The sequence below is a fragment of the Micromonospora sp. B11E3 genome (assembly GCF_039871625.1).
GTDB lineage: Bacteria > Actinomycetota > Actinomycetes > Mycobacteriales > Micromonosporaceae > Micromonospora.
In genome coordinates, this window is the sequence record NZ_JBDPMC010000026.1 from 53,915 (window position 1) to 67,950 (window position 14,036).

The window sequence follows — 14,036 nt, forward strand, 5'->3', positions numbered from 1 at the left end:
AAGGACGGCCAGCCCTCCGGGGCAGCGGGGAGCGCATACGAAGAGGGGCCGTGCCAGCCTGGCACGGCCCCTCCACTCTCTCGGTTACATCCGCGTTCCGCTGGAGGCGTGCTCCTCGTCCGCCATCGACGCGTCCGAGTCCTCCATCGACTCCATGAACGCCTCCGGCATCGGCGGAACAGCTCCGCCCACCATCGCCTTCCCGGCGATGGCCGGCCACAGATGAACAGGGCCGTCCATCTCATCCGTCCGCAGCTCGGGCGGCGTGGGCTTCAGCGGCTGCAGACCGACGAGCTGCAACCGCCCCGGGACGACGTTCAGCCGGCCGAAGTCGTCCAGCCTGTTGCTGGTCCTGGCCACGATCCGGCGGTGCTGCCGCGTCGCCTCCAGGACCTTCTCCCGGGCCACCGGGTCGAGCCGCTTGCCGTCCTGCGGGTCGGTGCCCGCCTTCGCGTGCCCGGGCTGGGCGAAGTCCGCCTCGCTCACGCGCTGCCAGGCCTGGGTGTCCTCCCGGATGCCGTCCGCGAGCTGCCGGACCGCCTCCTCGTGGCTGACCCCCTCCTCGCGTGCCTGCCAGTACCGGTACACCCGGGCGGCGTGCCCGACCATGCCGGTGATGGAGCCCCCGCTGTTGAGGAAGCTACCGGTGCCGAACGAGTCGCCCGCGACCACGCAGTTCGCCGCGACCAGCGCGTCCCTGCCGATCCGCTCCACGGTGCTGACCAGCTTGGGAGTGGCGAGGATGAGGGTACGGGCGAGCTCCCGGCGCGGGATCTCGGTGAGCAGCGCAACCTGGTCGAGGAAGTAGTCCCGGACCAGGTACCGGTGCGCGCCGAAGTACTCGACCGAATCGGGGCTGGTGCCCGCGGGCAGCATGCCCGCCTGGACCGGGTCGAAGGTCCGGTAGTCCGGCACCTCCAGGATCGTCCAGCCACTCTCGGTGAATCCGTCATGACCGAGGGTGATCTGCCGAACCCAGTACTCGTTGCGCTGCTTGTCGAAGTCGGAGGCGATCCGCTGCCGCGAGCTGGCGCCGACGTAGACGGCGATCAGCCCGACGACGTAGTCCGCCTGCGCCACGACCGGGCCGCGACCGTCCTGGTGGTCGATCTTCACCAGATCCTGCGTGAAGCCGAGCCGCTTGGCGTCGTCGCTGTCCGCGCCCTCCGCGATCATGATCAGCCCGGGCGTGCCCAGGTCGACCAACTCGCTGCCCCGTACCCGGACCCGCCGGTAGGTGCCCTTCACGTCGAGTTCCCGGATCGCCTCGATCCGAACCCGCAGCCGGCCGTCCGGGCCCCGGACGAAGCCTTCCTCCGCCTTGTTGCCCCGACCCAGCCAGCGCTGCCAGCCGGCCGACCGGCTCGGCTGCGCCACCCGGTGGTACGTGAAGATCCGGCACCGCGGCTCCCGACCGGCGGCGAGGTCCATCCGCTCGATCGCCTCCAGGTACCGCCGAAGCATGATCAGCAGATCCTCGGCGTTGCACTGGAAGGCCAGCGGCTCGCCGAGAACATCGTCGATGCTGCGCCCGACGGTCTCCGGTCCGTGCTCCATCGCCGGGGCCGGGGGATGGATCTGGCTGGTCGTCCGGTGCGGCTTGCCGTCCACCCACCGGTCGTCGACGAACTCCGCGCTCCGGACGTGGCCGCCCAGGCAGGCGTCCACCCAGCCGAAGAGGATCTCGTCCGCCCGGGCCTCCGCGCCGTCCTCGGGATCCTCCCGGTAGAAGAGCTCGTGCAGGACGAACCGCTCGCCCGTGAAGGTCCGGGGAATCCCCTCGTCGCCGTACCGCTCCATCATCAGCCGGTCGATGACCGCCAGATGGTGGTAGATGTCCGCGCTGACCTTCCACTGGGTCAGCGTGAGGTAGGGGTCACCCCGCAGCTCGACGCCGACCGCCCGCCGGCCCATGGCGATCGACCACAGCATCGCCATCATGTTCGCCCCGCCCAGACCCACGGCGAGGAAGTCCGGGTCCGCCGCGCCGGCCGGGTCGACCTTCCGGAGACCCGACGCCGAGGCCACCTCGTCGAGCGTCTGGGGTGCCGTCTTCGGCACCTCGCTCTGCACGGCGAAGATGGCGAGCACGATGGCGGCCACCATCGTGCCGAAGCCCACCAGGAACGCCACCCGGAAGCCCTCGGTGAGGGCCGCCGCGGTCGCGTCGCCCCGGGCCAGCGCCGCCTCGGTGACGTTCGCCGCCACCGGGGCCAGCACCGCCAGCCCGAGCGCCGAGCCGATCTGCTGGGTGGTGTTCAGCAGACCGGAGCGGATCCCGCTGTCCTCGAGAGTGGCGTCGGCCAGCGCGATCCGCAGCGCCGGCGGCGTCGCCAGACCGGAGCCGATACCGATGAGCAGGATGGCGGGCAGCACGTCGACCAGGTACCTGCCGTCGGCCGGGATCCGGGCGAGCAGCAGCAGGCCGATCGCCATCAGCACCATCGCCGGGATGAGCAGCACCTTGGCGTCGTTCTTCCGGATCAGCCGCGGAGCGACCTTCAGCGAGGCGACACCGATGGCGACCGCGGTCGGCACGAACGCGAAGCCCAGCTCGTAGACCGTGAAGCCGAGGACGTTCTGCAGGTAGAGCGCGCAGAGGAAGAACATCGCGGTCGGGCCGGCGATCATCAGTGCGATGACCACGTTGGACCAGGCGACGTTCCGGGCCCGGAGCACGCTCGCCGGCACCAGCGGGTTGCGGGTGCGCCGCTGCCACAGGACGAACCCGACCATCAGCAGCAGCGCCACGCCGCCGAGGAGGGCCGTGCGGCCCGCGTCGGCGTCGGCCTGCACGATGGTGTAGACCGTCAGCATCAGCGAGCCGACCAGGGCCACCGCGCCGACCCAGTCGATCCCGTCGCCGGCCTTGGCGTCCCGGACGTTGTCCAGCAGCCGGGCGCCCATCAGGATGGTGACCAGCCCGATCGGGGCATTGACGAAGAAGATCCAGTTCCAGCTCAGCGAGGCGGTGAGCGCCGCGCCGGCGAGCTGGCCGAGCGCGGCCCCCGAGGACGCCACGAAGGCGTAGAAGCCGAGCGCGCGCGCCTGCTCCCGGGGCTTCGGGAACATGTTCACGATCATGCTGAGCACGACCGCGGTGGCCAGCGCACCGCCGACGCCCTGCACGAACCGGGCACCGACGAGCACCGCCTGCTCGGTCGCCAGGCCGCAGACCATCGAGGCGACGGTGAAGACGGTGAGCCCGGTGAGGAAGACCCGCTTGGTGCCGATCAGGTCGCCCAGCCGGCCGGCGAGGAGCAGCAACCCGCCGAAGGGGATGAGATAGGCGTTCACCACCCAGGCCAGGTTGGCCTGGGAGAACCCCAGGCCATCCTGGATGGACGGCAGGGCGACGTACACCGCGGAGCCGTCGATCACGGAGATCAGGATCCCCACGCAGAGCACGACCAGCGCGAGCTGACGTTCCCGCAGGCTCCGCAACGGCTGCACGGTGTCGCGCAGGACGACCGTCTCCCCCGAGGCGCCGTAGGAGTCGCCTCGGGGGGTGTTGACCGCGGTCACGACGCCGAACCCGCCCCGGCGGCGACGGGCTCCCGCATCTGCGCGGAATCCTCGGCAGCCATGGACATGTCCCCGTCAGCGGCGGCGCACATCATCTGCCGCTCGGCCGGATGATTATCGAGGATCGGTGGCAGGTCGACGGTGTGCAGCCGCCCGCTGCGCACCGAGAGCCGCCGCCAGTCCGAGTGGTCCAGCGGAACGAGCGAGTGCCGGTGCCGGCGCGTCGCGTCGATCGTGGTGGCCCGCTCGCCCGAGCTACGCCCGGTCTGCTCCTCGATCGCCCTGATCCGCTCCTCACCGAAGTTGATGGGCACGGCCTGGCTGAACTCCTGGGCGCTGACCTGGAGCCAGCCGAGGGTGTCCACCTTGATCTGGTCGGCCAGCTCGCGGATCGCCTGCTGCGGGCTGGCCCCCTCGTCGCGGGCCTCCCAGTACCGGTGCACGCGGGAGGCGTGCCCCACCATGCCGGTGACCGCGCCACCGCTGGTCATGAAGTGGCCGTTGCCGAAGGAGTCCCCGGCGACCACTCCGTTCGCGGCGACCAGGGCGTCCGCGCCGCACTTCTCGATCAGGCTGAACAGCTTCGGGCCGTACGGGCTCTGGATCTTCTCGAGCTCCGACACGGGCACCTCGGTGATCAGCGAGACCTGCTCCAGGTAGTACTCCCGCAGCAACTGCTGGTACGCGTTGAGGTACTCCTTCGAGCGCTTCGGCGTGCCCGGCGGGACGAGCCCGGCCAGGATCGGGTCGAAGGTCTTGAAGTCCGGCACCTGGACGAGGATCCAGCCCACCTCGGGGTCGTCCTCGTGGCCCACCGCGATCTGGCGGACCCAGTACTCGTTGCCCTCCTTGTCGAACTCGGAGGCGATCCGGCGGCGCAGCCGGCCGCCGACCTGCATCTCGAGGAAGCCGGCGAGGTAGTCCGCCTGGGCCACCACCGGGCCACGGCCGTCGTGGTGGTCGACCTCGACCTCCTCCTGCCGGAAGCCGAGCCGGTCCGCGTCGCTGCTGTCGAAGCCCTGCGCGATCATGAACAGCTCGGGGACGCCCAGGTCGATCAGGGGCGAGCCGGGCCTGCGGATCCGGCGGTACCGGCCCCGGTAGTCGAACTCCTGGACCTCCTCGATGAGGATGCGCTTGCGCCCGTCGGGGAGGCTGACGAAGCCGTCCTCCTGACGCATCCACTTGAAGAAGCCGTCGCCGTCGCCCTCGTCACCGACGGCGACCCGGTGCGACAGGAAGAGCCGCACCCGGGGGGTGACCCCGCGGGCGATGTCCATCTCCTCGATCATCTCGAGGTAGCGACGCAGCATGACCAGCACCTCGGAGGCGCCGGCCTGGAACGTCGACGGACCGTCGAGCACGGTCACCATGTCGCGGCCGACCTTGGCCGGATCGTGCTCGTCCGGCGGCTTCGCCGGATTGAGGACGGTGATGACCCGCTGCGGCTTGCCGTCCACGTACCGGTCGTCGATGAACTCCGTGTGGTGGACGAGGCCCGAGACATGGGCCGCCTCTCCGGCGATGCACTCGTCGGCGTACACGTCGCCGGGCTCGGTGACGGGGCTGTAGAAGGCCTCACGGAGCTTGAAGAGGCCGCCGTCGCCCTTGCGGGGGATGCCCTCCTCGCCGTACCGCTCCAGCATGAGCTGGTCGATCAGGCCCAGGTGGTGCCAGAAGTCCTCACGGATGTTCCAGTGCACGCCGAGCGACGGGTCGCCGCGCAGCTCGACGCCGACGCACTGGCGACCATGCGCCAGCGACCACAGCATGGACATCATGCTGGTCGCTCCCAGCCCGAGGGCGAGGAAGTCGGGATTCTGGATTCCGGTCCAGTCGGCCTCGATCCGGGTACGTCCCCGCCTCCGGAACCGCTTCGCCTGGTCGAGCGCATCCGGCGCGGCGCTGCCCGACAGACGCCCGACCAGAGCTAATCGAAGGTTCTTCATGGCTTCCTCAACTCCTGAACGTGACGGATAGAGCCAAGCAGGAATCGCCGAATGCGACACGAATAGCCGTCATTCGGCTATGTCAATGATAGATAAACTGTCAAGGAGATTGCCGTTGATCAGGTCAGGGTCCTGATGCATTCACGGAGACCCGAACAACTGCCATAGGTCTACGCTCCGCAGTGGGCCAGGCACGAATCGCGTGGTCGACCTCGTCCGCGTGCACGTCAACGGCCAGCTCGCTCACCGCTGGCCGGTTGCATCGCCGTCGGCCGATCGCATCCCACCCAACATTCGAGGCAACACCGGGCCCCGACTTTAACAGCGAGATCGGAGACCGTCCACATGCGGGACTCCCCGGCGACCCGGTCGGTCCGGATTTGGCGATCCGCCCGACTGCGTCCCCCACGGGCGCGTCCGGCATGTCAGTCATTCCCGACGCAGCCAGCCCTGCGCTGGCATTTCACCGGCGTATGGCGGCATTCGGCGCCCGAGGACTCACCGGATGCCGGTCGGGAAAGCGCCTACCCGCGGGCCGTATCCGCGCCCCGGCGGCGGTGGGATTCGGGACGGCTGTCGGAAGCCGGACCACCGGCAGGGGAGGCCGGGCCTGGCCGTTCGGTCGCCAGGCGCACCTGCTCGTACACCCAGTTCCGCGGCAGCCCGGTCACCTCCCGGACCACGTCGCGGACCAGCCGGGCCTCGGCGCCGTGGCGCACCAGCGTCTCGGTGAGGCGCGCGGCCAGGGCGCGGTCCTCGTCCGCGTGTTCCTCCGGGGCGCCGGCGACGACCACCGTGAACTGCCCCCGGACGACCGGCTCCGCGCCGAGGCGGGCGGCCAGTTCGCCGAGCCGGCCGCGGAGGAACTCCTCGTCGTCCTTGGTCAGGTTCCGGGCCAGCGCCGCCGGCCGGTCGCCGAGCACCGCGCCGAGGTCGGTCAGCATCGCGACGATCCGGTGGGGCGCCTCGAAGAAGATCAGCGTGGCCGGGGTCGACCGCAGGGCGGTGAGGGCCGCGCGCCGCGCCGCCTCCTTGCGGGGCAGGAACCCGACATAGTGGAACTGGTGGTTCGGCAGCCCGGAACCGATCAGCGCGGTCACCGAGGCGGTCGCGCCCGGCAGCGGCCGGACGGGCACGCCGGCCTCGACCGCCGCCGCCACCAGTCGGTAGCCCGGGTCGTTCACCAGCGGGGTCCCGGCGTCGGAGACGAGCCCCACGTCCGTGCCGTCCTGGAGCAGCCGCAACAACTGCTGGCTGCGGGACTCCTCGTTGTGGTCGTGGTAGCTCAGCAGCCGGACGTCGCTCTCCACCGACTGGAGCAACCGGCGGGTGTGCCGGGTGTCCTCCGAGGCCACGACACCGACCCCGCGCAGGACATCGATGGCACGGAGAGTGATGTCGCCGGGGTTGCCGATGGGGGTGGGCACCAGGTAGAGGGTGCCGGGACCGCGTTCGTCCGACCGCCGCGTTCCGTCCGCCGTTGCCACCCGTTGCCCTCCGTGTCGTCGGGCCAACTGTATCGGAGCCGCCGGCACGACCCCCGCGCCAGCCGGCGGGTGCCACGATCCGGCGGGCCGAGGTTCCGGAACCGCGCCGTCAACGTCCGGCGGCCGACACCCCTGTGACCAGGGAAACCGCCCCCTGTGACCAGGAAAATCAGTCGGTGGGATCGGGAGAAGACGGGTGCCGCCACCCCCGGGCGCGGACCCTTCCTCGCTACGGATCGTCACCAATTGAATACCTTGACACACTATTTTTGCATAACTTAAGATCCAACTTCGTCGGCAGCCAGCCATTACCGAAAGCGCCCCTCGACGATCATTCCAAACGGATCCCGTCTCGCTTCCGCCATAATCGCTCGAAAGGGCGCTGAATGCCTGAGCAGGATCACCCGACGATAACGGACATCGTCGTCTCGCCCCATTTCGACGACGGCGCGCTCTCGGTGGCGTCGGCGCTCAGCAAGGGCCCGTCGGCGCTTCTGGTGACCGTGTGCGGCGGCGCCCCGACGGGTGCCGGCGACGACGAGTGGGACCGCCTCTGCGGCTTCGAATCCGGCCCCGCCGCGGCCAGCGGTCGCGCCGCCGAGGACCGCGCGGCGGCGGCGCTCGCCGGCCACGACGTGGTGCACCTGCCCATCCCCGACGCGCCGTACCGCACGACCTTCCCGACCGCCGCGGTCACGGCGGCCCTGGCCCCGCTGCTCCGACCCGACGTGCGGGTCTGGGCCCCCGTCGGCATCGGCAGCCATCCGGACCACGTCGGTACGCGGGACGCCGTCCTGACCGCCGCCGCGGGAACGGGCTGCCAACTGCTCTTCTACGCCGACTGCCCGTACGCCTTCGGCTCGGGCTGGGACGCCGCGGACCGGGACCGGCCCCCCGCCGACCGGTGGGAGCCGCAGCTCGCCGCCCTGGCCCACCTGGTCGACGTGGATTGCCCACGGATCACCCGTCTGGACGACTCCACGATGCGGTTGAAGATCGCTATGCTTCGCTGTCACGCCTCGCAGTTGGCCGGTCTCTCCGTGGACCACCCTCATTTCATGGCCTGGGAAGGGCCGTTGCGCCAAGAGGTCTTCTGGCCGGCGTCCGTCCTCGCCCCCAGCCTGGAACCGACTCTCGGGAGTAGCGCATGATCGTCGGAGGCTCGACCATTCAGCCGGAGCGCGTCGACTTGGCGGCACTTCGGCAGCTCGGCGACGCCATGCGGAAGGTGGTCGGCGGCACGGAAGCGACCCCCCTCGCCAACCTTCTCTCCGGCGCGCCGGTCGACGCGGACGAGCTGGCCGGAGAGATCGGGGCGGACGGGCGACGGGCGCTGCTGGACAGCGGCATGGCCGTCGACGAGGGGACGTCCCTCACCTCGCCGCTGCGCGGCCACCACCTGCACGGCGTGGTGGTGCTCAGCGACCCGGACGTCGAGGAGGAGATCCAGCACCGCTGGTACGTCGACCCGCTCTGGGAGGCGGACCTGCTGATCCGGCTGATGCTGCGCCAGGGCGGGAAACGCGCCCTGGACATGGGCTGCGGCTCCGGGGTGATCTCGCTGGCACTCGCCGACCGGTACGAGACGGTACTCGGCGTGGACGTCAACCCCCGCGCGGTGGCGCTCTCCCAGCTCAACGCCGCCCTCAACGGCCTGGACAATGTCACCTTCCGCGAGGGCGACATGTTCGAGCCGGCCGAGGGCACCTTCGACCGGATCATCTTCAACTCGCCCACCAACGAGGAGGGGTCGGAGTTCGTCGACCTGCTCGAGGCCGGCGAGCCGATCCTGGAGACGTTCTTCCGGGGCGTGCCGAAGAAGCTGGAATCCGGGGGCGTGGTCGAGGTCAACCTCGCCATGAACGACTACCCGGGTGACCCCTTCCGCAACCGGCTCGGCGACTGGCTCGGCCTGACCGAGAACGGGCTGCGGGTGCACATCTTCACCTCCCAGCGCCGCGCCACGGAGAGCGGCGGGGAGTGGAAGCGGGGTTGGCTGGTGGTCGCGCCCGGCCCGGCGGGGCTCACCGAGACCGACTGGCCGTACCACGACCTGTACGAGGAGAACCCCGACGCCCTCCTCGGCGCGACGGAACGACAGCTCCGCGCCTGACCACCGCGCCCGACCACCGGGGCGGGCCACAGCGACGCGGAGACGATCAGCGGCCGAACCGGCGCCGACCGCGTCGTCGGCCGTTGCGTCGACGCTGTGGCCCGCCGCGGTCGGTCCGCCGCGGTCGGTCCGCCGCGCCGGGCATTTCCGTTCCGAATCGAGGATCGGAACGGCCGGTCCGAGACAGGTGGCTGCCGATCCCGACGGCACCGACGATGGAATCGATCGAGGTTGACCGTTACGTGACCGACTGACAGACTGCGAGTCGCGGCGATATCCACGGTGAGACCGCGGCTTGCCTGCACTTTGGACGGCCCTGGAGCCGACGGCGCCCCGCGACCTTCTCACCCCCCTCGTGCCGGCTGTCTGGAGGTCGCGGGTGACCACGAACGACAAGGTGCTCGACCCGCCGGACATGCAGGTCGGCGACCAGGTCACCACCGACGTCGGGCAGTGGACCCTCGGCGGACGCGGCCCCGGCGGGCTGGCGCGCACGTCGCTGTCGTTCGAGCGCCACCCGGCCGTCCGATGACCGAGCGGGAGCCTCTCTCCGGGAAGGCCAGGCGCTTTCTCGCGAGTCAGATGATCAGCCTGCTCGGCGACAACGTCACGCCGGCGATTCTGGCACTGGCCGTCATCGACGCGGGCTGGGCCAGTTCCGGCATCGGCCTGGTCCTCAGCGCGGCGATGGTTCCCAAGATTGCGATGTTCGCCTTCGGGGGCCTGCTCGGCGACGTACGCGACCGGCGGACGATCATGGCTGCCGCCTCGGTGCTGGCTGGCGCGGCGCAGGCGCTCACCGTGGTGTGCTTCGCACTGCACCTGCCCCTGTGGACGGTGGTGGCGGCTCAGGCCGGGTACGGGGTGGCCACGGCGTTCCTGCGGCCGGCCGCCTCGGCGTACCTGCCGGCTGTCGTCAGCCAGGGCGCGCTGGCCCGCGCCAACGGCCTGCTCGGGTCGGCCTCCGGCCTCACGGCGGTCGGCGGCCCGGCCGTCGGCGCGCTGCTCGTGCTGTTCGTGTCCCCGGTTGTCGGGCTGGCCGTGGACGCGCTGTCCTTCCTGTTCTCCGCGGCCCTGCTGTTCGGCCTGCCCGCCAGCCGCGGACCCGCCTCGACGAAGCGGACCTGGTCCATGATCACCGAAGGGGTGCGGGAACTCCTCAGCCGGCGCTGGCTCGCCGTCGAGACCGTCGCGTCATGCCTGATGCTCCTCCTGGTGACGAGCCCGTTCTTCGTGCTCGGGCCGCAACTTGCCGAGCGGATGAGCGGTGCGACGGCGTGGCCGCTCGCGCTGGCGGCGTTCGGCGTGGGGCAGATCGGCGGCAGCGTCCTGGGCGGCTGGGGCCGCATCGACCGGCCCATGCTGCTCGCCGGCGCCGGCGTGGCCCTGCTCAGTCTCCCGCCCGTCGTCCTGGTGCTGGGCCTGGGGCTGTCCGCGCTGGTCATGGCCCAGGTAGGGGTCGGTGTCGCGCTCGGCTTCTACAACGTCGTGATGACCACCGCGATCCAGCGTGACGTGCCCGGTTCCGTGCTCTCCCGGGTGGTGTCGGTGAACTACCTCGCCTCCTTCGGGCTGGCACCGCTGGGCTACCTGCTCGCACCGGTTGCCGCCGGGTGGCTCGGCGAGCGGCCGGCGATGGCGGGCGCCACGGTCGGCGCGCTGGCGGTCAGCGCGCTGCTGTTGTCCGCGCGGCCGATCCGGCAGTACACCGTCGGCAGGGTGGCGGCCTGAGGTGACCACGACACCGGACAGGCCGCCCGGGGCCCTGGGCTCGGTGGCGGGAGCGCGTACGACCGGTGCCGGCGCATCCCCGAACCGGCACCGACCGCACACGTCGAGGGGAGGACCAATGTGGAGCGCTGTCGGCTTCGACGCCGCGGAGACTCTCTTCTACAACCGCGGACTCGCCGAGCAGCTCGCGGACTGGGATCGTGGCGGACAGCCCGAGCTGGAGCAGGCGACGGTGGCCAGGGCGGTGCAGGCGGTCGGCGGGCGCGGGCTGTGGCCCGAGGACTCCGCCGGGTACGCCGAGCGGCTGGCACGGTGGTCGGAGTTCTACCGGACGGTGTTCGTCGAGGCGGGCCTTCCGCCGACGGAGGCGGCGGAGCGCGGGGCCCGCTGTGGTCAGCTGGTCGCGGACCCGCGTCAGTACGCGCTGTTCGACGACGTCCCGCCGGTGCTGGACCGCCTGGCCGCCTCCGGCGTGCCGGTCTGCGTGATCTCCAACTTCGATCCGCTGATCTGGGACATCCTGGACCGCCTGGCGCTGCGTGACCGCTTCCGCGTCGTCGTCACCTCGTGGGATGTCGGGTCCTACAAGCCGGATCCACGGATCTTCGAGGTCGCGCTCGAGCGGATGCGGGTGAGCCCGCAGTCGATGCTGTACGTGGGCGATTCGCCGTACGCCGACGTCGGAGGCGCTCGGGCCGCCCGCATGCCGGCGCTGCTGCTCGACCGGACGGACCGGCACCCCACGTTCGACGGCCCGCGGATCACCGACCTCGGAAAGCTGCCGGACTGGCTGGAGACGGCCGGATGCTGACCGACCGGACCGAACTCCTCACCCCGCGGGTGCCGGCGGCGTGGGACAGCCTCGCCACGGCATGGCCGGTGGAGGTCGGGACGCGCTGGTTGCGAGCCGAACACGGCAGGGTGTCGCCGACCCAGTTCGTCACGATCGTCGAGGACGACGCCGCCCCCGTGGCCGCGGCGTCCTGGCTGCTGCTGACCGGGGCGGAGGAACGGCGCGGCTACTCCGCGTACGACCTTGTCCTCGACTGCGGCCCGGTGCCCGCCGACGACGGGGACGCGCGACGGCTCGCCGCCCTGCGCCGGAGGCTCCCCGCGTCGGCGGTACTACCGTGCGCCAGCGTCGTGATGCCCGGTACCGACCAGCCGGCCATCGTCTGGGACCGCGACCGCGAGCCTCGGGTACGGCAGTCGGCGCTGGCCCGGCTGGTGGCCGCCGTGACCCGGGCCGCCCGGCGGACGGGCGCGCGCGGTGTGGCGTTCGCCAACGTGCCGGCCGGCGGCGACTGGCAGGTGTTGCGGGTCGCGCTGGCCGAAGCGGGCTTCGCCGAGGCCGTGCAGCCACCCAGCGTCGAGCTCGCCCTGCCCGCCGGCGGCATCGCCGAGTACCTCGATCGCCTCCCGCGCGCCCGGCGGAAGAAGTGCCGCCGGGAGATGCGCGCCTTCGCCGACGCGGTCTCCGAGGTCCGGGTGTACGACGCGGACCGACTGTGCCACGACGACATCGTCGGGATGCTGCACGACCGGTACGTGAAGTACGGCCACGCCTCGTCGCCGGCGTCGGTGCGGGACCGGATGCGGCGCGCGCAGGACCTTCCGGGCGTGACCGTGCTGGTGGCGGAACGGGACGGCCGGGCCTGCGGGTTCAAGGCGTTCGTCGTCGACGTCCCGCTGGGACGTGTCGTCTCCCGGTTCGGCGGTTTTCTACCCAACGACTACTTCGGATACTTCAACCTCGCCTACTACGAGCCGATCCGGTACGCGGCAGGCCGCGGGTTGGCCACCATGACCCTCGGCACCGGCAGCTACGCGGCCAAGGTGGCCCGCGGCGCGGGCCTGGAGTCCCGGTCCTGCTACGTCGACGCCGCCGACCCGGCCGTGGCCACCCTGCTGGGCGAGGCCTGCACGACACGCTCGGCCCTGGAGCGGCGGCGGTTGGCGGACGAACTCGGCACCAACGAACGCTGGACGGGAAGGAGTGACCGATGACCGACGCCGTCGTGACCTCGTGCCGGCCCGCCGACGGGGGATCGTCCGCCGTGCCCACCGTCGCCGGCCTCGGCCCGCACGCCCTGTACGCCTGTCCGCGCTGGTTGGAGGTGCTCGAACGGGGCGGTCGCGGTCCGGCGGAGTACGTCGACGGCGCGTCACCGGGTCAGCCGCCGCTGGGGCTGCTGCCGGTGCACCTCGACGCACCGACGTCCAGTTCCCGGTACGCTCCGGCCCAGCTGCTCCGCGGACTGCCGGCTGCGCTGGTGGAGCAGCCCTGGAGTTTCGCCGGCCCGGTCAGTGCCTACCACACGGACGTGCCCACGGTCGTCGCCGCGCCCCGGGCGTCGTCGGCCGCCGCCCTGCTACGACAGGCGCAGCGCACGGCGTCGGCCGAGGGCCGCCCCCTGCTGGTGCCGTATCTGACCGACGCCGTCGCGCAGGTGTTGCCTGCGGACCTGGCCGGCGCCCGCCTGTTGCAGGCGTTCGACTGCTGGCACGAGAGCGAGGCGAGCAGCCCCGAGGAGTACGTCGCGACCCTGCCGCGGAAGCGCCGGCAGGCCCTCAACCGCCGGGTGCGGGACTTCGTCCGGGCCGGTCTGGCTGCCGGCGTCGAGCCGCTCCGCGAGCACGTCGACGTCTTCGCCCGGCTCGTCACCAACACCTCCGCCAAGTACGGTCTGGCGTCGCGGCCCCAGGCCATGGCCGAGCATCTGCGGCACATCGCGGCCGTGTACGGCGACGACGCCGTGCTGTTCGTCGCCACCGACGACCGAGGCGAGATCGTCGGGGCCGTGCTCGGCCTGCTGCACGCGGACGAGCTGTACCTCCGCATGACGGGATTCGACTACGCCGCCACCGACGGCTCGTCGACCTACTTCGTGCTCGCCTACCACCAACCGCTCGCGTACCGACGTGAGCGTCCGCACCGTCGGGTGCACCACGGAACGGGCCTGCTGTACACCAAGCTCCTGCACGGCGCGCGGCCGCGGCCGCTGTGGGCGCTGCTGCTCGGAGCGCGTACCGAGGGCGTCGACTTCGCGGAAATCAACCGGCTACGCGCCGCGGAGTTGCTGGAGGGACTGCCCGCCGAGATGGTCGACCTGGCGGGCGGGACGCTGCCGACCTGAACGGCTCTCCGGGCGGGCCGGGCCGCGGGGAGCGGACGCGCGAGCATCGGCGTCCCACATTTCGGGAAGATCACAGCCGACCGTGGACGTGACG

General features: G+C 71.5%; 10 protein-coding genes. 7 read left to right on the forward strand and 3 right to left on the reverse strand.

Annotation, left to right across the window (positions count from 1 at the left end; translation table 11 throughout):
- Nucleotides 1-84 precede the first annotated feature (84 nt).
- The 3 genes from ABGB16_RS15680 to rsmI all read right to left on the reverse strand — a co-directional run bounded on the left by ABGB16_RS15680 (nt 85) and on the right by rsmI (nt 6,961).
- Entirely contained in the window at nt 85-3,525 is a 3,441-nt protein-coding gene (locus ABGB16_RS15680; RefSeq protein WP_347668783.1) for an MFS transporter, read from the reverse strand.
- Nucleotides 3,522-5,474, reverse strand: coding sequence for a hypothetical protein (locus ABGB16_RS15685; protein ID WP_347668784.1), 1,953 nt, complete (start codon nt 5,472-5,474; stop codon nt 3,522-3,524). Before ABGB16_RS15685 ends, ABGB16_RS15680 begins: the two co-directional genes overlap by 4 nt.
- A gap of 524 nt (nt 5,475-5,998) precedes the next feature.
- The gene (gene rsmI / locus ABGB16_RS15690; RefSeq protein ID WP_347668785.1) at nt 5,999-6,961 is read right to left on the reverse strand and encodes a 16S rRNA (cytidine(1402)-2'-O)-methyltransferase; all 963 of its coding nucleotides are present in this window, start codon (nt 6,959-6,961) and stop codon (nt 5,999-6,001) included.
- 386 nt (nt 6,962-7,347) lie between these two features.
- On the opposite strand from rsmI, the gene ABGB16_RS15695 reads away from it, so the two are divergent.
- The 7 genes from ABGB16_RS15695 (at nt 7,348) to ABGB16_RS15725 (ending at nt 13,942) form a co-directional block, all read left to right on the forward strand.
- On the forward strand, nt 7,348-8,112 hold the full coding sequence (locus ABGB16_RS15695) for a PIG-L family deacetylase (protein ID WP_347668786.1): 765 nt from the start codon (nt 7,348-7,350) through the stop codon (nt 8,110-8,112).
- The gene (locus tag ABGB16_RS15700) at nt 8,109-9,074 is read left to right on the forward strand and encodes a class I SAM-dependent methyltransferase (protein WP_347668787.1); all 966 of its coding nucleotides are present in this window, start codon (nt 8,109-8,111) and stop codon (nt 9,072-9,074) included. Before ABGB16_RS15695 ends, ABGB16_RS15700 begins: the two co-directional genes overlap by 4 nt.
- A 379-nt stretch (nt 9,075-9,453) precedes the next feature.
- The gene (locus ABGB16_RS15705; protein ID WP_347668788.1) at nt 9,454-9,606 is read left to right on the forward strand and encodes a hypothetical protein; all 153 of its coding nucleotides are present in this window, start codon (nt 9,454-9,456) and stop codon (nt 9,604-9,606) included.
- Between the two features lie 50 nt (nt 9,607-9,656).
- Complete coding sequence (locus tag ABGB16_RS15710; protein ID WP_347668789.1) at nt 9,657-10,805, forward strand: MFS transporter; 1,149 nt, start codon at nt 9,657-9,659, stop codon at nt 10,803-10,805.
- Nucleotides 10,806-10,923: 118 nt separating this feature from the next.
- A complete protein-coding gene (locus ABGB16_RS15715; protein WP_347668790.1) occupies nt 10,924-11,616 on the forward strand; it encodes an HAD family hydrolase in 693 nt (230 codons plus the stop codon).
- Complete coding sequence (locus ABGB16_RS15720) at nt 11,610-12,812, forward strand: peptidogalycan biosysnthesis protein (RefSeq protein ID WP_347668791.1); 1,203 nt, start codon at nt 11,610-11,612, stop codon at nt 12,810-12,812. The genes ABGB16_RS15715 and ABGB16_RS15720 overlap by 7 nt, the downstream gene beginning before the upstream one ends.
- On the forward strand, nt 12,809-13,942 hold the full coding sequence (locus tag ABGB16_RS15725) for a GNAT family N-acetyltransferase (protein ID WP_347668792.1): 1,134 nt from the start codon (nt 12,809-12,811) through the stop codon (nt 13,940-13,942). Before ABGB16_RS15720 ends, ABGB16_RS15725 begins: the two co-directional genes overlap by 4 nt.
- Nucleotides 13,943-14,036: the final 94 nt, after the last annotated feature.